The sequence below is a fragment of the Haladaptatus marinus genome, assembly GCF_051194195.1.
Genome location: NZ_JBLZNK010000002.1, coordinates 63,951 through 85,472, shown reverse-complemented (window position 1 = coordinate 85,472; position 21,522 = coordinate 63,951). Strand labels below are relative to the sequence as shown.

Below are 21,522 nucleotides of genomic sequence, written 5' to 3'. Positions count from 1 at the left end.
CTCAATGGATTCTGCGATACGTATCAGGGATTTAGAGAAGCAGTACGGCGACGTACGGGCACTGAAGGGCGTATCGATCGACGTTCCGGAGGGTTCGTTTTTCGGCCTGCTCGGCCCGAACGGCGCGGGCAAGACGACGTTCATCAACATCCTCGTCGGACTGGTGAAAAATTCGGGTGGCACCGCGGAAGTGTTCGGCGCGGACGTAGAAGACGACTACCGTGAGGCCCGCGACCGAATCGGTCTCGCGCCACAGGAGTTCAACGTTGACCGATTCTTCCCGATTCGGGAAGTGCTCGAGCACAAGGCGGGCTATCACGGGATTCCGAAATCCGAGGCGAAAAAGAAGGCGGACGAGGTGCTGAAACGGGTCGGAATCTACGACAAGCGCGACACGCGATTCGACTGGCTCTCCGGCGGGATGAAACGCCGATTCATGCTGGCACGGGCGCTCATCACCGAGCCGGATTTGCTCATTCTTGACGAACCCACCGCTGGCGTGGACGTACAAATCCGGCATGAACTTTGGGACACGATTATCGAACTCAACGAGTCGGGAACCACCATTTTGCTCACGACGCACTATATCGAGGAGGCGGAACGACTCTGTGATGAAGTCGCGATTCTCGATTCGGGCGAAATCGTCGAGGTGGCGAGTCCCGACGAGTTGATGAACCAAGGACCCGACAAAATCACGATTACGCTCCGCAATCCGCCCGAATCCGCGCCGCACCTATCGGCGGGACGCGACAAGATTCAGGACGTGGAACTGGATGGCGACGCCCTCGTCATCACGGCACGAGAGGCCGGACTGCTCGCCCCGGAACTCGTCCGCGAACTCGACCGAAAAGGATTCGATATCGAGTATTTCGACATCTCCCGAACCTCCCTCGAGGAGGTGTTCGTGTCGATGACGCGGACTCAAGAGGGTGGGACAGGTACCGAAGAGGACGAACGAGAAACGGTTTCGGCGGTCACTGACGGAGGGGAACGATGAGCGGTCATGGCCTGACCGGATTCGTGACACTCACGCGCCGTGAAATCCTCCGATTCCTTCGTCGGCCGAGGAACACCTTCGTCCCGCCGTTCGTCACGAACGTGCTGTATTTCGCCGTCTTCGGCGTCGTCCTCGGCGAGCGCGTCGGGACGATGAAATTCGATGGATTGACCGTGGAGTACATCACGTTCATCCTCCCCGGTCTCGTGGTTCTCGGCGCGATTTCCAACGCATTCGAGAACTCCTCGTTTTCCATCTTCCACGGGCGCTGGAACCGCTACATCGAAGAGACGCTGACCTCGCCGATGTCCTACTCACGGATGGTCGCGGCGTACATCGTCTCCGGTGCAGTCCGCGGACTGCTCGTCGGAACGCTCATCGCCGGAATCGGTGCGTTCTTCACCAGCGTCGGCGTCGCCCAACCGCTCTACCTCGTCGCCTTCGCCCTGGTCATCACGCTCCTGTTTTCGAGCGTCGGCGTGGTCGGCGGCCTCTGGGCCGACGACTGGGACAATTTGACGATGATGAACCAGTTTCTCGTCCGCCCGCTCGTCTTCTTCGGCGGGGTCTTTTACACCGTCAACAGCCTTCCGGATGGCATCTTCCGCGACATCACCCTACTCAACCCGATGGTGTACATGGTTAACGGGATTCGATACGGATTTCTCGGTGCCTCGGAGGTCAATCCGAACCTCTCGCTTGCGGTGTTGTCAGGCCTGACGCTGGTGTTCATGCTGGTCGATGCGTACCTGTTCCGGCGTGGCTATGGGTTGACTGACTGAGCTTCGACGTAGAATACGCATTTTTCACGTCAGGAGTAGCCGTTTCGGTCGGCGGTTAGGGGGAGATCAACGAACTATTTCGTCCCATTTTACGACAGAAAACATATATCGCAAAGCACGAAACGGCAGATATGGCAGACTGTCGAGAGAAATCACAGTCGGTCGATGACTGCCTCGGTGACCTCTCCAGTTCCGGCATCGCCGCCCAAGTCGGGCGTCCGTGGGCCGTCTTCCAGCACTGACTCGACAGCGCCGCGAACTGCTTGTCCGTCCTCATCGTAGCCCAAATACTCGATCAACATTGCCGCCGAGAACATCGTCGCGCAGGGGTTCGCTACGCCCTCGCCTGCGATGTCCGGGGCGGTGCCGTGAACCGGTTCGAACAGGGCGTTTTCGGGGCCGATGTTGGCCGAGGGGAGAAGACCAAGACCGCCGACCAATCCGGCGGCGAGGTCGGAGAGCACGTCGCCAGCGAGGTTGGGACAGACGATGACCCCGTACTCCTCCGGGCGCAGACAGAGGTGGGTCGCCAACGCGTCCATCAGGGCTTCGTCGTGGGGGACACCGCGAACGTCGGCCACGCGGTCTACCGTGTCGCGGAAAAGACCGTCGGTCTCGCGCATCACGTTGGCCTTGTGCGCGACAGTGAATCCATCTTCGTCGCGGTCCTCGACGTACTCGCAGGCGAACTCCGCGAGCTGTTCCGAGGCGGATTCGGTGACGACGCGCGTCAGGGTTGCTACGTCGTCCGACAGTCTGGACTCGTGGCCAGCGTACACGCCTTCGGTATTCTCGCGGAGGAAGACGAGGTCCGTTTCGGGGCGCAGGGCGTCAGTTCCCGGGTAGGCCCGCGCGGGTCGAACGTTGACGAACGAATCGACCGTTTGGCGGAGCGGAAGGATAACGTCCGCCGCCGTCTCGCCCGCCGCGCCGAACAGGGTTGCATCTGCTTCGGCCACGAGTTCGCGCGTTTCGTTGGGAAGCGCGGTTCCGGTTTCTTCTTTCACCGCATCGCCCGCCGCCGCCTCCACGAACTCGAATTCCGGTTCGACTGCTTCGAGAACCTGCCGAGTCGCGGGCACGACTTCCTGACCGATTCCGTCGCCGGGAATGACTGCGATTTGCTCGGTCATGGTTTGACGTAGGGGAGGTTTTCGGCCGTCTTCGCAATCGCTTCTTCGTTCGACTTCATCAGTGCAGTGGTGTCCCAGATACCCTCAACGAGGGCCTTCTTCTGGGCATCGTCCACGTTCACCCCGACCTCTTGACCGGCGTAGCGAATCGTCTCGTTCGCCACGTCTACTTCGACTTCGGTGTCGGGGTTGGCTTCGACGTAGTCCTGGAGTTCTCCGACCGTCTCCGAATCTGCCGTTACGGTCGGTATCCCCAGCGCGAGACAGTTTCCTGCGAAAATTTCGGCGAAGCTCTCGCCGACGATGGCGTCGATTCCCCAGCGAGCGAGCGCCTGCGGCGCGTGCTCGCGGGAGGAACCACAGCCGAAGTTCGCGTTGACGACCAGCACCGAGGCGTCTCGGTGCTGGTCGTGGTTGAACGGATGGTCTTTCTGTTCGTCATCGTCCGTAAATCGCTGGTCGAAGAAGGAAAACTGACCCAGTCCGTCGAAGGTGACAACCTTCATGAACCGCGCCGGAATTATCTGGTCGGTGTCGATGTCGTTGCCGCGAACTGCCACGCCAGTTCCTGCCGTTGATTCGATTTCGTCAGTCATGCACTCGCCACCTCCTGCATCTCTCGCACGTCGGTCACTTCACCGTGAATCGCTGCCGCAACAACCATTTCCGGACTCATCAGTACGGTTTTGCCGTCCGGACTGCCCTGTCGTCCGACGAAGTTGCGGTTCGAGGACGACGCACAAACTTCGTCCCCATCCAGTTGGTCGTCGTTCATCCCGAGGCACATCGAACACCCGGCGTTTCGCCAGTCGAAGCCTGCCTCGCGGAAGATTTCGTCCAATCCTTCGCGCTCCGCGGCGGCTTTCACGCGCTGACTACCGGGGACGACCATCGCGCGAACGTCGTCGTGGACTTCGCGTCCCTCCACGATGTTCGCGGCTCGGCGCAAATCCGGCAACCGGGCGTTCGTACAGGAACCGAGGAACGCCACGTCTACGTCGTAGCCAGCCATCGTTTCGCCGGGTTCGACGCGCATGTGTTCCTGTGCCTGTCGGGCCGTCTCGCGTTTGTCCGCCGGCAGTTCGTCGGGTTCTGGAATCGGTTCCGTGATGCCGACACCTTGGCCGGGCGTCGTTCCCCACGTTACCATCGGTTCAAGGGCGTCACCGTCGATTTCGACCACATTGTCGTAGGTGGCGTCCTCGTCCGACCGAATCGACTCCCAGTAGGGCTTCAGCCGGTCGAACTCGTCGGAGTCGTCGCGGAAGGCGTCCGTCTCGCGCAGGTACTCGTACGTCGTCTCGTCCGGATTAACGTAGCCAGCGCGAGCGCCGCCCTCGATGGACATGTTGCAAATGCTCATCCGGCCCTCCATGCCCATGTTTTCGATGGCTTCGCCCGCGTACTCGTAGACGTAGCCGACGCCGCCGTCGGTTCCAAGTCGGCGGATGATTTCCAAAATCACGTCCTTCGCGGAGACGCCCGCCCCGAGTTCACCCGTGACTCGAATCTGGCGCACGTCCTGTTTCTCCATCGCAATCGTTCCGGTCGCCAGCACATCCCGAATCTGGCTGGTTCCGATACCGAACGCCAGCGCGCCGAACGCGCCGTGCGTGGCGGTGTGGCTGTCGCCACAGACGATGGTCATCCCGGGTTGCGTGAGTCCTTGTTCGGGCCCGATAACATGGACGATACCCTGGTCGCCGGAGTCGGGATGCGAGAAGTCGATACCCGCTTCACGGACGTTTTCTTCCAACTCGGCCATCATCTCCTCGGCCGAGTCGTCGCTGTAGGGTCGCGACTGGTCGGCAGTCGGGACGATGTGGTCGACCGTCGCGTGTGTTCGGTCGGGATAGGCGACTTCAATGTCACGCTCCTGTAACATCCCAAACGCTTGCGGACTCGTCACCTCGTGGATGAGATGCAGGCCGACGAACAGTTGGGTTTGCCCGGTCGGCAGGTCGGTGACGCGGTGTCTGTCCCACACCGCGTCGTACAGCGTTCCCTCGCTCATCTATTTCCTACCCGATGTTCGTAACCGCGTTCGAAGACCTCGGAGGAGTCACCTGCCCCTTCCGGAGGGGAGTGCGACACCTCCGCCATCGTGTCGGGCTCGTTTTCGTCGGTCGCGTCCTCCGCAACCCCGCCGTCTGCCACGGTTGGGCCACGGTTGAACAGGCGCGTCATCGCTCCTTGGTCGGCGTAGGGATGGACGTGACTCACGTTCGCCATCTCCCGGTTTTTAGGTGGATTCTTAGTCATCCGCTGGCACCTCCTGTTTCTCCTTCTCGTCCGTTTCTTCCGCATCCGCCCACGCGAACAACTCGCGCAGTTCCGAACCGACCTCCTCGATTTCGTGATTCTTCTCGGCCTGTCGCTTCTGGCGGTAGGCCGGGCGTCCGGCCTGATTCTCCAGAATCCACTCGCGGGCGAACTCGCCGTTCTGCACGCCCTCCAACACCTTCTCCATCTGTTCACGGGCGTGGTCGTCTACGATGACCTCGCCGCGAGTCAGGCCGCCGTATTCGGCGGTGTCGGAGACCGAATCCCACATTTCGCCGAGGCCGCCCTCGTACAGCAGGTCGACGATGAGTTTCACCTCGTTCAGGCACTCGAAGTAGGCCATCTCCGGCGAGTAGCCAGCGTTCACGAGCGTCTCGTAGCCCATCTTGATGAGTTCCGTGACGCCGCCACAGAGCACGGCCTGCTCGCCGAACAGGTCAGTTTCCGTCTCCTCTTGGAAACTCGTCTCGACGACGCCCGCCCGGGTACAGCCGATAGCTTTCGCGTAAGCCAGCCCCTCGGCTTTCGCCTCGCCGCTAGCGTCCTGATAGACCGCGAGCAAGCCCGGTGTCCCCTCGTCCGCTTGGTAGTTCCGCCGAACGAGATGGCCCGGCGACTTCGGCGCAACCATCGTCACATCCACGTCCTCCGGCGGTTCGATTTGGCCGTAGTGGATGTTGAAACCGTGTGCGAACTGGAGGGTGTCGCCCGATTCCAGTTCGGATTCGATGTCGGCGTACACCGCCGGTTGGACGGTGTCCGGCACGAGTACCGAGACGACGTCCGCTTGGCTGGCCGCTTCCTTGGGTGTCGCTACGCGCAGGCCGTCGGCTTCCGCCGCCTTCCGCGAGGACGACGATTCGCGGAGGCCGACGACCACGTCCACCCCGCTTTCCGCGAGGTTCTGCGCGTGGGCGTGGCCTTGACTGCCGTAGCCCAGGACGGCAACCGTTTTGTCTGCTAGCTGTGCGTCGTCTGCGTCGTCGTCGTAGTATATCGTTGTCATTGTCGGAATCCTCAGTTGGTCTCCGTCGTCGATCGATTCGTTTCGTCGCGTTCCTCTTCCGTCTCGTAACCGCTGTCGGTCGGTTCCGTGGAGTGTCCCGGTTCCTCGCCGGGTGTCGTCGGCGTGTCGCCGCGGGCCAAAGCGGTCTGTCCAGTCCGCGCGATTTCGATGATACCGAACTGTCGGAAGGCGTCGATTGCGTCGTCTATCTTCCGCTGGTCGCCGGTAATCTGCACCGTGATAGTTCGTGGTCCGGCGTCCAGCGTCTGGCCCTCGTACATCTCGGTGATGGCATGAACCTTGTCGGGTTCGTCGCCGCGAACTTTCAGGAGGACGAGTTCCGCACGAACCGCGTTGTCGTCCAGTTCGCCCACCTGAATGACGGTCGGCAGTTTCGCCAACTGCTTTCGCGCCTGTTCGATGCCGTGGTCGGTTTCTTCCACGACGAGCGTAATTCGGGCGTGGCCATCGACCGTCGTTCGGCCGACGGTCAGACTCTCGATGTTGAACTGTCGCCGGGAGAACAGGCCCGACACCTGCGAGAGGACGCCGGGTTCGTGCTCGACCAGCGCGGAAATCACCGCCGTTCGTCGCGCGGCTTCCGCCTCCGCCTCGGGGTCGATTCGGACGCCCTGCGCGTTCCGCCGCCCGTCGGGGTGCGGCCGCTCCTCCGGCGCGGGGCCGGGCATTCCCGCCGACGGCGCTGAATCCTCGCCGCTCATAGTTGCTCCTCCGACAGAGCGAATTTTCCGTTGGCACCGCCGCTTGCGACCATCGGGTAGACGTTTTCGCGCGGGTCGATGTGGAAGTCGATGACGGACGGGCCGTCGTACTCCAGCGCAGCCTCGACCGTGTCGGCCACTTCGTCCGGGTGGTCAACCGTGAACCCGTTCGCGCCGAAGGCTTCGGCGAGGGTGCCGAAGTCGGGACACCAGTCGTACTCCGAGGCGACACGATTGCCGTCGAAGAAGGCGTCCTGCCACTGTCGAACCATGCCGATGTAGCGGTTGTTCAGGACGGCCACGGTGATATCCATGTTTTCACGGACTGCAACCGACAGCTCCTGCACCGTCATCAGGAACGACCCGTCGCCTTCGAAGCAGACGACCTGCTGGTCATCGTCGGCCGCCGTTCGCGCACCGATCGCGGCGGGCAGGCCGTAGCCCATCGTTCCGAGACCGTGCGAGGAAACCCACGTCCGGGGTTCGGTGAACGTCCAGAACTGAACCGCCCACATCTGATGCTGACCGACGCCGGTCGTGACGATGGTATCGTCCGCAGTCGCGGCATCGAAGGCTTCCACGACGAACTGGGGTTTGACCGGTCCGTCTTCGGACGCGTGGTAGGTCATCGGGTACTCATCCTGCCAGTCCGCGACCTGCTCGCGCCAGTCGTCCGCGTTCAGCAGCGATTCCACCTGCTTGCCGATTTCGGCGAGTGCGGTTCCGGCATCGCCCACGACGGGAACCTCGGCGTAGACGTTCTTCGAAATCTCCGCCGGGTCGATATCGATGTGGACGACGGTGGCTTCCGGAGCGAACGACTCGACGCCACCGGTCAGTCGGTCGTCGAAGCGACACCCGACTGCCAGGAGGGTGTCGCAGTGCGTGACGGCCATGTTCGCGGGGCCGGTTCCGTGCATGCCAACCATCCCGACCGACTGCTCGTGGTCTTCCGGAAACGAGCCCACGGCGGGCATCGACGTCGCGACCGGGATGTCGTGCTCGGTGGCGAACGCGCGCAGTTCCGCACTTGCGTCGCCTTTGATGACGCCGCCACCGGCCAAAATCAGCGGACGATCAGCTGATTCCAGCGTCCGGGCCGCCTCCGCGACGGCGTCGGCGTCCGGTTGTTCCTGCGGATTGTAGTGTTCCGGCGTCTCGGACGTGGCGTCCTCGGAATCGGTTTCAGCCAGCGTCACGTCCTTCGGCAAATCCACGAGGGTCGGCCCGGGCCGACCCTCGCGGGCCAGCGCGAACGCTTCGCCGACCGTTTCGCCGACGGATTCGGTCTCCCCCGCGAAGTAGTTCGCCTTCGTGACGGGTGCTGTGACGCCCGTGGTGTCCGTCTCCTGAAACGCGTCGTTGCCGACGAAGTTCGTCGGAACCTGTCCCGTCAGGGCGACGACCGGGTCGGAGTCCATGTCCGCGTCGGCCAGTCCGGTGACGAGGTTCGTCGCGCCCGGTCCGGACGTGGCGAGACAGACACCCGGCGTGCCGGCGACGATGCCATAGGCGTCGGCGGCGTGGGCGGCTGCCTGTTCGTGTGCCATCGTGACGTGGCGCAAATCGGATTTGCCGATCGCGTCGTACACCGGCATGATTGCGCCACCTTGGACGCCGAAAAGGGTCTCAACACCCGCAGATTCGAGCGCGCTGACGACGGCGCTCGCGCCCGTTCGTGGGCCGCCGGATTCGGTCGACTGCTGACTCGTCTCCGACTCCTTGGGGGTCGGTTCATCGTCACGGGCCGGTTTCTCACTCGATTCCTCGGATTCGGAAACAGTGCGAACCGCGTTTTCGCTCATGAATCCGTCACCTCGGTTCGTGTGTTGGTGTTCGGTCGGTTGGATTCAGTTTGTAGGTGCTGTTCGTCGATCGGTCGTCGGTGCGGGTCGAACTGCGGTCGATACCGCTTGGCTGTTGGTCGTGTTTTTGACATGGATTTGCGCGTAGACTCGGTGCTGTTGGATGGCGGTTCAGGGGTCGGGGGTGAAAAGGGTGTAGGGGTAGCTAGACCCCTACAATAATGAGTACGCGCTCGACAGCCGCACCGCTCGACTCCTGTGAATCGAGGGTTGTGTGTGACTGTCGCATCTGTGTTTGCACTCTTCCTACGGCGACGGAAATAGGCCTTACGCGTTGGGCAACTTTTGCCCCGAAACCGTGCCACGCACGATTTTCCGTTGTACCGTCGCTGGTCGATGGTGAAACGAACGCGGGAAGGCATGGTTACGCTCTGGCCTCCTCGCGAGAATCGACACCCAGTTCGCGGGCGAATCGACGGACATCGCTGACAGTGACCCGGGACTTCTCCGCACCCTGGTCTTTGACTCGACGCGTGATTTGCCGGACTTCCGTTTCGCTCGGGGCGAATCCGTCCTGCGTGAGATGCTTCCGAACCGCGTGCGTCCCGGTGTGCTTGCCGAGGACGAACTCCCGGTTCGCGCCGACCATCTCGGGCTTCATGACGCCCGTTTCGAACGTATCACTGTTCTCTATGACGCCCGCTGCGTGAATCCCGCTTTCGTGGGCGAAGGCGTTCGCGCCCACGACGGGTTTGTTCACCGGAACCGAAACCTCGCTGTACTCGGCGACCATCTCGGAAACCTCCGTGATGCGCGTCGTGTCGATTCCGGTATCGACGCCGTAGACGCCCTCCGCGGCCATGACGACCTCCTCGAAGGCGGCGTTTCCGGCACGTTCGCCAATGCCGTTGACGCTGACCTGCACTTGTTCCGCACCCGCTTCCAACCCGGCCATGGCGTTTGCCGTGGCCATTCCAAAGTCGTCGTGCGTGTGCACGTCGATTCGGGCGTCCGTGTGCTCGCGGATCTGTTTCACGAGGTCGGCAAACCGAGCGGGCGTCCCCACGCCGCAGGTGTCAGGGACGTTAATCCATTCGACACCTGCCTCGGAGACCGCCTCCACGATTTCGGCCATGAACTCCGGGTCGGTTCGCGTCGCGTCCATCGGCGAGAACATCGGACTCGCGCCCGCCTCGGCGACACGTTCGACGGCTTTCACGGCGCGTTCTTTCACGTCTTCGCGCGTGGCGTGCATCGAATCCTCGATTTGCACGTCGCTGGTCGAAGCGAAGATGTGAACCATTCCTGCACCGGTATCCAGCGCGGTTTCCACGTCGCCGTCCACGACACGGGCCAGCGCGCAGGTCGTCGCCCGCGTCGATTCGGCGATGTCGCGGACAGCCTTGAATTCGGCGTCCCCGTTGGCCGGGAATCCCGCCTCGATGACGTGGGTTCCCATCTCGTCCAACGCGGTCGCGATTTCGCGCTTCTCGTCCGGCGTGAACGAGGTGCGTGGCGTCTGCTCGCCGTCGCGGAGCGTCGTATCGAAAACTCGAACTGTCTCAATCTCGTTGGTGTGGGCTAACGTGCCCTCGAAGAACTCGACCCCCCCTCTCGGAGGTGCTGTCGTTTTCAGACATTGTACTCGGATGAAGTCGCGACCTCATACTTAAGCGTGGTGGTTAGACAGGTCGTTTCAGAAAAGAATGATTTTCGAGAGAGGATTTTAACAGAAAATCGCCACCCATCGACGCGGTTGTGTGTGATTATACTGATTAAGGTAGTTTAATCGGGTTCGACTGCGCAGCAGCGTCGTTGGCAGAGATTACCGGTAAGTCGGAGTAAATCGAAGCGAAACGCGCTGGGCCGCGCGACAACGAGACGCATCGCCTCGTGTGAGGAGTCCCGACGGTCGGTGTTCCGTACACCGACCACCCGACGTAGAACCCATCCCGTTTGGAATTGTTGAATAGATAGTAATTATTCTTCGCATACTGGAATAGTTCTCCGATATTTTATTTAATAATCTAAGTAATAATTATTAGTTATATATTTTCTAAATTAATATATTATAGATATTTATATTTTATATATAGTTATTGTGTGAAATATAAATGGGACGAAAAAATGAGCAGGGGAAGTAACCACATCGACGCGATCTTTCTGTCGCTGCTACTGATACTGTCGGTAATCGGAACCGGCGCTATCGGGCTCACAGGAGCCACGACAGCACAGGAAGCAACCCCATTTGGAAGTATCGACAGCGAGACAAAACAAGACCCCAACGACGTACAAATCGACCCTGCATTGGAAGGCGCGGAGGGGAAAGTACAGGTACTATTGCTTTTCGACCAAACGTCGGTCGATCCGGAGATGGACGAAAAAGCGGCGATACGACATCTCAAGGAACACGCCACCGAGGCGAGAAAGCGGGCTATGACCCAGCTCGATTCTCGGAACGGTGTCGAAGTGGAGAACACGTTCTGGATCGTGAACGCCGCCTCGGTTACGGTCGACATTAACGCGGTCGAAATCAACGAATTGGCCACCATCGACGGCGTGAAATCGGTCGTCAAAAGTCGGGAATACACGGTTCCCAAAACCCCCAAACCCAAATCGAGCGCGGACTCGAAAGTGTCCCCGGACGATACGACGTACGGGTTAGACCAGATTCGCGCCCCGCAAGTCTGGGACGAACTCGGAACTCGGGGTGACGGGGCAAAAATCGCCGTCCTCGACACGGGCGTCGATATCACCCACCCAGACATCGAACTGTACACCGAAGACTCGTCCGACCCGACCTACCCCGGCGGATGGGCGGAGTTCGACGACAGCGGAAACACTGTTCCCGGTTCAGAGCCACGAGATAGTCACTACCACTGCACGCACACCAGCGCTACTGCCATGGGTGGTGCCAGCAGCGGTACCGCAATCGGCGTCGCACCCGAAGCGGACCTGATTCACGGGATGGTCATCCCCGGCGGCAGTGGGTCGACCGACCGCACGAAACGACCGTCACGTTCCAGGTGGATACGTCGAACCTGCCGGGCGGAACGGTTCACTACAGTGTGTTCTCGGAGAGCGGTCAGATGACCGTCCTCGGTTCGTTTTTCGAGGTGTCGAACCTGCAAGCCTCGGACGAAGTCGAGCAGGGTGAAACTCTCACCGTGAGTGCGAACGTCACGAACACGGGGAACCAGCAAGACACGCAAACCGTCGAATACCGCTTTGACGACCTCGACACACCAGCTCAGACGAAAAACGTGACGCTCGGTGTCGGCGAATCCACCACGGTGGAGTTCGCCGTCGATACGAGCGGCATCGATAACGGCACGTACGAACACGGCATCTTCACCGAAAACGATTCCGCGACCACGAACGTTACGGTGCTCGAAGGGTTCTTCGACGTGACCATCATCGACGCACCCGCGGAAGCCAGCGCCGGTGAGACGGTCAACGTTACCGCTGAAATCGAAAATACCGGTGAAGCGACCGACGAACAGACGGTCGAATACGACGTGACTCAGTCGGAACAGACGGTCACAGTCGTCGATTCCGACGAGGACTTCGGCGGACAGGTCGTCTCCGCACTCGAAGACGAACTGCCGGAACAGTACAACGTGACGCTAGTCGAGGACGAGAACGCGATGGACGCGGTCGGGCAATACGACGTGTTCGTTATGGAGGACGTCGACCCGTCCGACCTCGACGTGCAGGCATTCGTCGGAGCCACGAACGCCCCCCAGACCGGTGTCGTCTGGCTCGACGGATGGGGTTCGGACAGCGACGCCATCCCCGAACTATCGGACGCGACCGGTAACCCTGCGAGCACCGACTACGAAGACGACGGCGACTCGCCCGTCTACTTCGAAGTCACGCAGAGTCACCCGATATTCGACGGCGTGGCACAACCCGGTGAAACGGTCGATATCCACACCGCGAGCTACGCCGACCGAAGCTGGTTCGGCGACTACGACGGACAGGAAATTGCAACCGTTGCTGCACAGAACACCGAACAGGGCGGTTCGGCGGTCGCCGTCGATGCTGCGAACTCGACGGTGCTCGCGTCCTCGCTCGCTCGGGAAACCTACGTCGAGAACCCCTACTTCACCGATGCCGTGAACCAGATACTGGCGAACTCGGTCACGTACGCCAGCGGAGGGTCGATCAGCGCTGAAGACGCAGTGAGCGCTCAGGACGATACGGCCACGAACGTTACGCTCGCCCCCGGTGAAAGCGAGACGGTCGAATTCACCTACACGCTCGACGATGGACGAGACCCCTCGGCCGATTGGCTCCACACCGTCTCGAGCGAAGACGACCGGAACGAATCGCCGCTCGACATCACCATCGACCGCGGAAACCTCACCAGCACCATCACGGACAGCGAGACCGGCGAACCGGTCGAAGGTGCAACCGTCGCGGTTGACGTTGAAATCGGCGGCGGGAACTACACCGCCGTGACCGACGAAAACGGCGAGTACGCGATCGAGGACGTGCCATCCGGCACACACGAGGTTACGATATCGGCCGACGGATACGACGACGCGACCGACGACAACCAACAGGAAGCGACCATCTCCATCGTCGAGAGCGACCCCGCCTACTTCCAAGTGTCGAACGTAAACGGCCCTGCCGAGGCGGAACAAGGCGAGGAGATTACCGTCTCCGCAACGGTGACCAACACCGGTGATGAAGCGGCGACGCAGACGATTTTGTCGACTTCGAGCGTCAGCGACCAGGATTTCAGCGCGCTTGGCGCGCAGGAGATGATGGTGAAGTATAAGCCACAGAGTTCACAACAGGTGACGCTCGCTGGCGGCGAACAAACGACCCTCGAGTTCACCTACTCCATCGAGGAGGCTGTGAATCCCGACGAGTACGAGTTCGCGGTTTCCAGACTTCAGGAAACCAAATCCGGTTCGGTGACCGTTCTCGCGGCAGGAATCCAATCCGCCTCACATCAGGACGGCCCCGGTGAAGTGCCGGACACGGTGACCGAAAACAGGCAGTTCGAGGTGGTCGTCTAGGCCGGATATCGACGCTGCATAGATTTCGAACAGTTGCATGGACGACGGCGGACTCGGCGGGAAGACCGCCGAGTCCGCCTGTTTCTTTTTTTCGAGACGAACGTCGCACAGCGGAGTTGCTATCGGTCACCAGAGCGCTCGGGGGTAGACTCGCGCTCTCGATGGCCGGAAACCTGTATCGTGAGCCTTGAAATCCGAGTGTTTTCGACGCTATCCACGCGGAGAGAATAGCCATCCAGTTCGACGCTGTCATCGGTTTCCGGGGCACGGCCCAGTTCGCTCAGCACCAATCCACCGATCGTCTCGAAGTCCGCGCTCTCGAAATCGGCACCGACGGCCTCGTTTACCTCCTCGATAGGAACGTGCCCATCGACGGCGTAGGTGCCCGCATCGAGTTCGGTTATCGACGGTTCCAACTCGTCAGTGTCGAACTCGTCCCGAATCTCGCCGACGATTTCCTCCAGAATATCCTCGATGGTGACGATTCCCTCGAACTCGCCCCATTCGTCGATGACGACGGCAATCTGACTCTCGCGTCGTCGGAACTCGGTCAGGATGTCGTCGATGCGCCTGTCTTCGGGGACGAACAGGACTTCCCGCGCGAGGTCACGAGCGGTCGGCTCCGCTCCCTCGGAACTATCGTCTTCGACGGCCCGCAGTACGTCCTTGACGTGGACGAAACCGATGGGTTGGTCGTCGCTTTCCTCGTCCAATATCAGATACCGCGTGAAATTCCCCGCGGCCGTAACCGACCGGAGTTCATCGAGGGCCATTCCGGCTGGGACGGTTGCAGTGTCGGGCCGCGGAACCATGATTTCCCGGGCGATTGTGTCGCCGAGTTCGAAGATGCCTTCGATCATCTCCACCTCGTCGAGGTCGATGTGACCCTGTTCTTCGGACTGAGCAAGCACCATCATGAGTTCGTCCTCCGTGTGCGCCTCTTCGGACTCGGAGGCGGGCGAGACGCCCGCAAGCCGCGTGAAGAAGTTCGCCGTACCGTTGAACACGACGATTCCCGGCAGGAAGAGGTAGTAGAACAGTTTCATCGGCGGGGCGACGAGCAGTGAAATCCGTTCCGCCTCCTGAATGGCGAAGGTCTTCGGCGCGAGTTCGCCGAACACGACGTGGAGAAACGTGATGAAGCCGAAACCGAGTGCGAAGGCGACGAAGTGAATCGTCCCTTCGGGAACGAACGACCCCAGAACGGGTTCGATGAGGGCCGCAATCGCAGGTTCGCCGATCCACCCCAGCCCCAGCGAGGAGAGCGTAATGCCAAGTTGGCAGACCGCCAAGTAGTCGTCCAGATTTTCCACGGCTTCCTTCACGAAGTTCGCGCCGGGCTTTCCCGCCTCGACGAGTTCGTTCACTCGCGTTCGGCGAATTTTGACGAGCGCGAACTCCGTTGCCACGAACAGACCGTTCATGAACACCAAGAAGAACGCGACGAGGAGTCGGAAAAGCGAGAGCGCTAAGTCGACCATCGCTCACCTCGTTCGTCGTTCGGAGATGACGTGGTCAGGGAATAGAAACCGAGACTCCGACGGAGAACCATACTCTCCCTACTCGCCGAAATCGCAAAATCGTGTCGCCACTCATGGTCAACGGTGCCCCATCGAACCGTCCGTCGCCGGGTCGCATGGAAACCACCGTTCTCTCCGTTCGAATCGTCGTGGTGAAAACGAACTGTGGGAACACCGACTGCGGTTGCGCACTATACTCAGAACAGGCACTTGCTCGCCGCGCCGAATTCGTGGCTAATAGTTCTGCGATTCTATAGCCAAAACAGATTGTCATGATTGGTAATATTGAAACAGTTGATTTTGAGAGATGTCGAGAACCTCGAGTTGCGGGGAAAATACACCGTATTTCAGACACCTCGTGCTTATCCCACACGAGTTCGTAGGTCGAACTACATGACGGTCGATGAATCCGACCCCGCCGAAGTCGCCGACCGCTTGGACGCTCCCGTCCTCCTCTTCGACGGCGTCTGCAACCTCTGCAACGCCATCGTCCGTTTTACCGTCCGATTCGACGAATCGGGAACGTTCCGGTTCGCCCCCCTCCAATCCGAAATCGGGCAAGAAATCCTCTCTCGATTCGACCTTCCGACCGACGATTTCGACTCGTTCGTCCTCGTGGAAGGCGACGACTACTACACTCGCTCGACCGCCGCGCTGCGTGTCTGTCGCCGTCTGGACGGGCCGTGGCCGCTCCTCTATCCGCTCGTCTACCTTCCCGAGCGACTGCGCGACCCGGTGTACAACTTCGTCGCGACGCATCGCTACCGGGTGTTTGGGAAGAAAACGGAATGTCCGATGCCCGACCCGGAAATCCGCGAGCGGTTCGTCGAACGCGCGCTCGATACGACGTAATGCCGACGTTCCCCCCTCTTACAACTCCCGAACCAGTTCGGGCACCTTTGCCAAATCCGTGACCCTGAACGGGTACAGTTTCGCTAAATCGAACAGGCCGAGGTCGTACTCCTTCAGTTGCTTCGCCTTGGTCGCGGAGAGGCGACCAACCCGTTTCACGAACGAATCCTGTTGGTCCTCACTGAAATCATAGAGCAGGTCGCTCAGAACTCGTTGCAGTCGCCATTTCTGCCCCTTCGTTTCGTTCCATCGACGTTCGTACGCACGAAGGCGGTTTTCGGACACATCGTCCGCAGAGAGTGCGTTCCGGGCGACGGTGGCGGCCATCCTGGCCGATGCCATCCCCGGTCGGATACCCTCGCCGAGCAGGGGGTTGATGCTCGATACCGCATCCCCTACGGCGACAAATCCGTCAGTGGTTCGCTGATTTATCGAGTTGTTCCAGACGCCCTTGCCCGCGTGTTTCGCCCTGATTTCGTCGACGTTCCAGCGCGGGTCGTCGTGTACCCATCGCTCGACGTACTTGTGAATCGAATCCCCGTTTCCGCGGGGGGCGTGGAAATCGTCCACCCAGCAGACGCCCGCCTTGTACACGGTTTCGCCTCCCGGAAACGTCCATGCGTATCCGCCCGGTGCGAGTCCGTGGTCGAACTTGAACAGCATCGTGTTACCCGTTTCGTACTCGCCTTCGATTTCGTATTCGAGGCCGATTCCCCGCTGTGCGGCGTCCGTGTCGAAAAAGCCCAAATCGGAGGTGATGACGGCATTCGGTCCCGTGGCATCGACGGTTATCTTTCCGCGGAGTTCTTCCCCGCCGTCCGAGTCAATGTACCGAACCCCGCGAACCCCGCCGCGTTCGACTATCGGTTCGGTGACGGTCGTTCCGGTGTAAATATCGGCTCCGCCGGACATCGCATCGTTCCCCAAGAACTCCAGAAAACGAGGGAAATCGAGGATATGTCCCCCTATATCGAGACGACTGCGCTCGTTCGGCCCCTCGAACGTGATGGTGTCGTTTTCGTCCATGACGACTTCCTCCGAAATGTCGTACCGGTTGATGACTTCCTCGAAGGTTCCGCCAGTCGATTTGTCGTTGTCTCGGATATCGTCGTTTCGTTCCAAAACGGCGACGGAGAAATCGGAAAGGGAGACGATTTCTCTCGCAAACTGGAGACCCGCTGGCCCACCGCCGACGACGATACAATCGTAATCGACCATGGCATCTGCATCGAGATGGTTCTATTTAAAAGACACTTAGTTGATGGATTGCGGGTCAGTGCGAGGGAGTCGCCGAGCGTGATGACAGACTAGCACAAGTGTAAATTGGGTGAATTCATATCCCGGGCCACCAACGGAAGGCCGTCTCGGTCGAATTATTTCCGATGACTGCGTTCAGGTAGCCAACTCGACCGCCACTTCATTCGTGCGCATGAACGGCGGCGTCCGCGGGTCATCGTAGCGAAGCAGGAACGGTTCGCCCGTCGGCGTTATCTCGTGGGCAGAGAGAGCGTCGAACAGTCGTCGCCGGTATCGCTCGATTCGGCCCTCGGTCGCAAACCACGAAAACGGCTGGACTGCCAGCGTTCGCGCGCCGACGTGTTCGATGGTCACGCCGTCGGTTGCCGGTTTCGGTGCACCCTCAGCGGTGTACTCACCCGGTAGGAAGAACGCCATCTCGACGCCCGTTGCCGATTTCTCCGATGCGACCGGTGCAGTCATGGCTATCTTCTCTGGTTCGGTGGTGACCGGCGCAGTCATCGAAATGTTCTCCCGCGACTGATTTCCGCCGTCGATGTACTCGAACAGTCTGCGGAACGCTTCTCCTTCGCTGTCGGCGGTCGTGCGTGCGACTACCGCGTCCGGGTAGCGCCGAATTTCGACGCCATCGAGTGTCAAAGCTGTGGTGTATGGAATCCGTTCGGTCGTTCGCTTGCTGTAGAGGCCCCACCCAACCCACGCGAGTCCGAGGGCGGCAGCGGCACCGACAACGAATTTGACCGGTCTGCTAACAGTGCGTGGCATATGATACCATTCGACTGGGAGAAGCAAGTAGCTACTCCCCCACTGTGTGGAGTACGTCGGACGGTCGCCTACCCCTCGAAGACGACCGGCGCTCCGTCCTGAACCTCGAACGACGCACGGTCACCGCGTGAAATCGGCGTGTCGCGCCCCTGCATGACGACCCGAACGTCGGAAAGCGATTCGGAATCCGGTTCAACGATGTAATTCGTCTGGTCGCCCTGGAAATAGCGTTCGATGACGACGCCTCCCACTCCGCTCCCGTTGCTCGCCAATGAGAAATCCTCCGGGCGAATCGAGACGGTTACGTTGCCGTCGCGCACGCGCTCATCGGCGGTAAACGAAACGTGGCCGTCGTCGATTTTGACCGTCGTGGTTCCGTTCTCGGTTCGTGCCATCCCATCGAACAGATTGGTGTCGCCGATGAAATCGGCGACGAAGGCGCTCGCGGGGTTACGATAGATTTCCTCCGGCGTTCCGACCTGTTCGATGTGCCCGTCGTTCATCACGGCCATTCGGTCGGAAAGCGTCATCGCGACTTCTTGGTCGTGTGTGACGTAGAAAAACGACCCCTCGGTTTTCTCGTGAATTTTTCGGAGTTCGACCTGCATCTGTTTGCGGAGTTTGCGGTCGAGACTCGACAGCGGTTCGTCGAACAGGAGCACGCTCGGTTCGTTGACGAGCGCCCGTGCGAGGGCGACACGCTGTTGCTGACCACCCGAAAGTTCGTTCGGGTTGCGGCCTTCGAACCCACCCAAATCGACGAGTTCGAGATACTCCTTTGCCTTCTCCTTTCGCGTTGATTTTTCGACGCCGGACTTCTTGAGGCCGTATTCTACGTTCTCTCCGACGGTCATGTGGGGAAAGAGGGAGAGATGCTGGAAGACGAGATTCGTATCTCGCTCGTTCGGCGGAACGCCGGTCATATCCGTTCCGTTGAGCGAGACCGTTCCCGTGGTCGGCGTCTCGAATCCACTTATCATCCGAAGCGTCGTCGTCTTGCCACATCCCGATGGCCCGACGAGCGAGAAGAACTCGCCTCTTCGAATCGAGAAATCGATTTCGTCGACCGCCGTCACCTCATCGTACTCCTTGCTGACGCCTCGAAGGTCAATGAGCACATCGTCATCACCTGCCATATGACAGCGTTTGTCATAATGCAGTATAAACGTACTGGGAACAGGAATTAAATAACAGATATAGACAATCGATTTATCTACGAATTGGTTACCGTTTTCTACCGAAGATTTAATTATATACGAACTACTCATTCGTTATGAGTATGGCTAACAAAGACAAGGGTAGTGCTGACACGACGAAAGGTAGTAGTCACACGAAGCGTCGGTCATTTTTAAAAGCAACGGGTATCGCGGGAGCGACCGGTATGACGGGCCTCTCGGGATGTCTGCTCGGAGGCAGCGGAGGCGGCGGCAACAAAACCATTCAGATTCTCACCTGGGAGGAGTACGCGGATCTGAAGAAGCAAATCGAGAGCCGACTGGACGTAACCGTCAAGTTCACCAAATCTACGTCCTCGTCGGACATGTTCACCGGGTGGAAATCCGGCAAGGACAAACAGTTCGATATCGCCGTCCCCAACAACAACTACGTGCCGAAGATGATGGACGCCGGGCTGCTCGACACGGTTCCGAGCGACATCGTCAACAATCAGAAAAACATCTACGACAAGTTCCAACAGTTCAGCAAGAATCAGTTCACGAAAGATGGCGATACGTACGGCGTCCCCATCCGGTTCGGTTGGTACGGCTACTCCTACGATTCCCGAGAGATTCCGGAGAGTCACGAACAGAGCTACGACGTGCTGTTCAGTGACAAGTACAAGGGAACGAACCTGAATGGGAAGGTCGTTATGTACGACAACCACTTCAAGGCGATGAGCGCGACGGCGCTCTACCTCGGCTACAACAAGGCGTTCGAAGGGAACAAGGTCTCCCTTTCCGAGAAGCAGATCAAGAAGGTGAAAGAGACCCTCAAAAAACAGAAATCGAAACTGCACGGCTACATCGCGGCCGACCCATCGTACATCAAGTCGTTCAAGCAGGGCAACTTCGTCGTCGGCCAATCCGGCCGGAACGAAATCGTCGAGATGTGGTCGAATGGCACCGACTGGCCGAAGATGGCGGCACCGAAAGAGGGGTCGCTCGCTTGGTTCGAATCCGCCGTGGTGTCGAAGAAATCGAAGAACAAAGACCTCTCTTGGAAGGTCATCAATGAGTTCATCGCGCCGAAACTCGGCGCGAAACTGGCGAAAGTGGGCTATTCGCCGAGCTGTAACCCGAAGACACAACAACACCTCTCGAAGGAGCAAAACGACATGTTCGGCTCCATCAAGCCATCACGGCTGGAGAGCTTCATCCCGTTCAAAGCCGTCGAGAACGAGGACGCGTGGCAGAACGCGTGGGACGAAGTCAAAACGGCCTGAACAATGTCCACCGACACGTCAGATTCCAAGCGGCAAGCGCTCATGAAAGCGTTTGTCGCACGGAAAGCAAAACTCGGGCTCACACTCGGACCGAGCCTCACGTGGCTGTTGTTGTTGTTGATGGCACCGTTGACGTTCATGGTCATCATCAGCTTCATGAGTGTCAACAGCGAGACGTACAGCATCGTCTGGGAACCGACGATGAACAACTATTCGGGCCTGTTCAGCGGGCCGGGGCCGTTCTGGAAGTCGCCGTTTTTCGACGCGCTCGTCCTCTCGTACGCCGTCGCCGCGGTGACGACCATCCTCTGCCTGCTGATGGCGTTCCCGCTCGCGTACTTCCTCGCACGCAGGGACGGACAGACGTTCAAAATCGTCATCTTCCTCGTGTTGCTCCCGTTCTTCACGATGTACCTCGTCCGCGCCTACTCGTGGTACCTCATGTTCGGGCCGAGCGGCATCATCAATCGGACATTGATGAAAACCGGTCTCGTCGGCGGGCCGGTGTCGCTGTTCGATTACGGAATTCCAGCCATCGTAATCGGTCTCACACATGCCTACTTCCCGTACATGCTGTTGTCGCTGTACGCGAGTATGGAGGGAATCGACTTCAGCCTCGTCGAGGCGGCCCGGGATTTGGGTGCGAGTCGGGTCGGAACGCTCAAAGACATCATCTTACCCCTGACGCTTCCGGGAATCATCAGCGGCGGACTGTTCGTGTTCGTTCCCGCGATGGGAGCGTTCGTCACGCCACGCTTCCTCGGGCAGGGGAAAGTATTGATGATTGGACAGCTTATCGAAGGGCGAATCACGGGGCAGTACGCCATCGACTACGGGAGCGCGGCGTCGATGTTCATCGTCGTCTCCATCGTCTTGGCGTTCGCACTGGCGTTCCGCTACGTCAGCATCGAAGAACTCGGAGGTGTCTGA

At 59.7% G+C, this 21,522-nt stretch carries 19 protein-coding genes; 7 read left to right on the top strand and 12 right to left on the bottom strand.

All coding sequences use genetic code 11. The features are described 5' to 3' along the window. Positions 1 to 4 precede the first annotated feature (4 nt). Positions 5 to 997: an ABC transporter ATP-binding protein gene (locus tag ACN2TU_RS02395; protein WP_435152643.1), complete on the top strand. Its 993-nt coding sequence runs from the start codon at positions 5 to 7 to the stop codon at positions 995 to 997. Further along, positions 994 to 1,779, top strand: coding sequence for an ABC transporter permease (locus ACN2TU_RS02390; RefSeq protein WP_435152641.1), 786 nt, complete (start codon positions 994 to 996; stop codon positions 1,777 to 1,779). The genes ACN2TU_RS02395 and ACN2TU_RS02390 overlap by 4 nt, the downstream gene beginning before the upstream one ends. Positions 1,780 to 1,931: 152 nt before the next feature. On the opposite strand, the gene ACN2TU_RS02385 is transcribed toward ACN2TU_RS02390, so the two are convergent. The 8 genes from ACN2TU_RS02385 to ACN2TU_RS02350 all read right to left on the bottom strand — a co-directional run bounded on the left by ACN2TU_RS02385 (position 1,932) and on the right by ACN2TU_RS02350 (position 10,379). Continuing rightward, positions 1,932 to 2,912, bottom strand: a complete 981-nt coding sequence (locus ACN2TU_RS02385) for an isocitrate/isopropylmalate dehydrogenase family protein (RefSeq protein ID WP_435152639.1) — start codon at positions 2,910 to 2,912, stop codon at positions 1,932 to 1,934. Then, positions 2,909 to 3,508 carry a 3-isopropylmalate dehydratase small subunit gene (gene leuD / locus ACN2TU_RS02380; protein ID WP_435152637.1) on the bottom strand — a complete coding sequence of 200 codons (600 nt, stop codon included), beginning with the start codon at positions 3,506 to 3,508 and terminating at the stop codon, positions 2,909 to 2,911. Before leuD ends, ACN2TU_RS02385 begins: the two co-directional genes overlap by 4 nt. Next, on the bottom strand, positions 3,505 to 4,926 hold the full coding sequence (gene leuC, locus ACN2TU_RS02375; RefSeq protein WP_435152635.1) for a 3-isopropylmalate dehydratase large subunit: 1,422 nt from the start codon (positions 4,924 to 4,926) through the stop codon (positions 3,505 to 3,507). Before leuC ends, leuD begins: the two co-directional genes overlap by 4 nt. After that, positions 4,923 to 5,174, bottom strand: a complete 252-nt coding sequence (locus tag ACN2TU_RS02370) for a DUF7989 family protein (protein WP_435152634.1) — start codon at positions 5,172 to 5,174, stop codon at positions 4,923 to 4,925. Before ACN2TU_RS02370 ends, leuC begins: the two co-directional genes overlap by 4 nt. Then, a complete protein-coding gene (gene ilvC, locus ACN2TU_RS02365; RefSeq protein WP_435152632.1) occupies positions 5,167 to 6,201 on the bottom strand; it encodes a ketol-acid reductoisomerase in 1,035 nt (344 codons plus the stop codon). Before ilvC ends, ACN2TU_RS02370 begins: the two co-directional genes overlap by 8 nt. A gap of 11 nt (positions 6,202 to 6,212) precedes the next feature. Continuing rightward, positions 6,213 to 6,923 carry an acetolactate synthase small subunit gene (gene ilvN, locus ACN2TU_RS02360; RefSeq protein WP_435152630.1) on the bottom strand — a complete coding sequence of 237 codons (711 nt, stop codon included), beginning with the start codon at positions 6,921 to 6,923 and terminating at the stop codon, positions 6,213 to 6,215. Further along, positions 6,920 to 8,728 (bottom strand): biosynthetic-type acetolactate synthase large subunit, encoded by a 1,809-nt coding sequence (ilvB, locus tag ACN2TU_RS02355; protein WP_435152628.1) that lies wholly within the window; start codon positions 8,726 to 8,728, stop codon positions 6,920 to 6,922. Before ilvB ends, ilvN begins: the two co-directional genes overlap by 4 nt. A gap of 424 nt (positions 8,729 to 9,152) precedes the next feature. Then, on the bottom strand, positions 9,153 to 10,379 hold the full coding sequence (locus ACN2TU_RS02350; protein ID WP_435153627.1) for a LeuA family protein: 1,227 nt from the start codon (positions 10,377 to 10,379) through the stop codon (positions 9,153 to 9,155). A 476-nt stretch (positions 10,380 to 10,855) separates the two neighbouring features. Between ACN2TU_RS02350 and ACN2TU_RS02345 the strand changes: the two genes are divergently transcribed. Further along, a complete protein-coding gene (locus ACN2TU_RS02345) occupies positions 10,856 to 11,821 on the top strand; it encodes a S8 family serine peptidase (protein ID WP_435152627.1) in 966 nt (321 codons plus the stop codon). Further along, positions 11,755 to 13,758, top strand: coding sequence for a carboxypeptidase regulatory-like domain-containing protein (locus ACN2TU_RS02340; RefSeq protein WP_435152625.1), 2,004 nt, complete (start codon positions 11,755 to 11,757; stop codon positions 13,756 to 13,758). Before ACN2TU_RS02345 ends, ACN2TU_RS02340 begins: the two co-directional genes overlap by 67 nt. Positions 13,759 to 13,877: 119 nt before the next feature. Here the strand turns inward: ACN2TU_RS02340 and ACN2TU_RS02335 are convergent, their stop codons facing one another. Further along, positions 13,878 to 15,239 (bottom strand): hemolysin family protein, encoded by a 1,362-nt coding sequence (locus ACN2TU_RS02335; protein ID WP_435152623.1) that lies wholly within the window; start codon positions 15,237 to 15,239, stop codon positions 13,878 to 13,880. A gap of 432 nt (positions 15,240 to 15,671) precedes the next feature. On the opposite strand from ACN2TU_RS02335, the gene ACN2TU_RS02330 reads away from it, so the two are divergent. Beyond that, entirely contained in the window at positions 15,672 to 16,130 is a 459-nt protein-coding gene (locus ACN2TU_RS02330; RefSeq protein ID WP_435152621.1) for a thiol-disulfide oxidoreductase DCC family protein, read from the top strand. An 18-nt stretch (positions 16,131 to 16,148) separates the two neighbouring features. Here the strand turns inward: ACN2TU_RS02330 and ACN2TU_RS02325 are convergent, their stop codons facing one another. The 3 genes from ACN2TU_RS02325 to ACN2TU_RS02315 form a co-directional block, all read right to left on the bottom strand. Further along, positions 16,149 to 17,348, bottom strand: coding sequence for an NAD(P)/FAD-dependent oxidoreductase (locus ACN2TU_RS02325; RefSeq protein ID WP_435152619.1), 1,200 nt, complete (start codon positions 17,346 to 17,348; stop codon positions 16,149 to 16,151). A 174-nt stretch (positions 17,349 to 17,522) separates the two neighbouring features. Further along, a complete protein-coding gene (locus ACN2TU_RS02320) occupies positions 17,523 to 18,152 on the bottom strand; it encodes an SOUL family heme-binding protein (RefSeq protein WP_435152617.1) in 630 nt (209 codons plus the stop codon). Between the two features lie 68 nt (positions 18,153 to 18,220). Then, positions 18,221 to 19,288: an ABC transporter ATP-binding protein gene (locus ACN2TU_RS02315; protein WP_435152615.1), complete on the bottom strand. Its 1,068-nt coding sequence runs from the start codon at positions 19,286 to 19,288 to the stop codon at positions 18,221 to 18,223. Between the two features lie 143 nt (positions 19,289 to 19,431). Between ACN2TU_RS02315 and ACN2TU_RS02310 the strand changes: the two genes are divergently transcribed. Continuing rightward, the gene (locus ACN2TU_RS02310; RefSeq protein WP_435152613.1) at positions 19,432 to 20,592 is read left to right on the top strand and encodes an ABC transporter substrate-binding protein; all 1,161 of its coding nucleotides are present in this window, start codon (positions 19,432 to 19,434) and stop codon (positions 20,590 to 20,592) included. 3 nt (positions 20,593 to 20,595) lie between these two features. Further along, the gene (locus tag ACN2TU_RS02305) at positions 20,596 to 21,522 is read left to right on the top strand and encodes an ABC transporter permease (protein WP_435152610.1); all 927 of its coding nucleotides are present in this window, start codon (positions 20,596 to 20,598) and stop codon (positions 21,520 to 21,522) included.

Excerpts from the sequence above, each read along its gene's own strand:
- ACN2TU_RS02395 (WP_435152643.1), top strand. The coding sequence starts at position 5 with ATGGATTCTGCGATACGTATCAGGGATTTAGAGAAGCAGTACGGCGAC.
- ACN2TU_RS02390 (WP_435152641.1), top strand. The coding sequence starts at position 994 with ATGAGCGGTCATGGCCTGACCGGATTCGTGACACTCACGCGCCGTGAA.
- ACN2TU_RS02385 (WP_435152639.1), bottom strand. The coding sequence starts at position 2,912 with ATGACCGAGCAAATCGCAGTCATTCCCGGCGACGGAATCGGTCAGGAA.
- leuD (WP_435152637.1), bottom strand. The coding sequence starts at position 3,508 with ATGACTGACGAAATCGAATCAACGGCAGGAACTGGCGTGGCAGTTCGC.
- leuC (WP_435152635.1), bottom strand. The coding sequence starts at position 4,926 with ATGAGCGAGGGAACGCTGTACGACGCGGTGTGGGACAGACACCGCGTC.
- ACN2TU_RS02370 (WP_435152634.1), bottom strand. The coding sequence starts at position 5,174 with ATGACTAAGAATCCACCTAAAAACCGGGAGATGGCGAACGTGAGTCAC.
- ilvC (WP_435152632.1), bottom strand. The coding sequence starts at position 6,201 with ATGACAACGATATACTACGACGACGACGCAGACGACGCACAGCTAGCA.
- ilvN (WP_435152630.1), bottom strand. The coding sequence starts at position 6,923 with ATGAGCGGCGAGGATTCAGCGCCGTCGGCGGGAATGCCCGGCCCCGCG.
- ilvB (WP_435152628.1), bottom strand. The coding sequence starts at position 8,728 with ATGAGCGAAAACGCGGTTCGCACTGTTTCCGAATCCGAGGAATCGAGT.
- ACN2TU_RS02345 (WP_435152627.1), top strand. The coding sequence starts at position 10,856 with ATGAGCAGGGGAAGTAACCACATCGACGCGATCTTTCTGTCGCTGCTA.
- ACN2TU_RS02335 (WP_435152623.1), bottom strand. The coding sequence starts at position 15,239 with ATGGTCGACTTAGCGCTCTCGCTTTTCCGACTCCTCGTCGCGTTCTTC.
- ACN2TU_RS02330 (WP_435152621.1), top strand. The coding sequence starts at position 15,672 with ATGACGGTCGATGAATCCGACCCCGCCGAAGTCGCCGACCGCTTGGAC.
- ACN2TU_RS02325 (WP_435152619.1), bottom strand. The coding sequence starts at position 17,348 with ATGGTCGATTACGATTGTATCGTCGTCGGCGGTGGGCCAGCGGGTCTC.
- ACN2TU_RS02320 (WP_435152617.1), bottom strand. The coding sequence starts at position 18,152 with ATGCCACGCACTGTTAGCAGACCGGTCAAATTCGTTGTCGGTGCCGCT.
- ACN2TU_RS02315 (WP_435152615.1), bottom strand. The coding sequence starts at position 19,288 with ATGGCAGGTGATGACGATGTGCTCATTGACCTTCGAGGCGTCAGCAAG.
- ACN2TU_RS02310 (WP_435152613.1), top strand. The coding sequence starts at position 19,432 with ATGGCTAACAAAGACAAGGGTAGTGCTGACACGACGAAAGGTAGTAGT.
- ACN2TU_RS02305 (WP_435152610.1), top strand. The coding sequence starts at position 20,596 with ATGTCCACCGACACGTCAGATTCCAAGCGGCAAGCGCTCATGAAAGCG.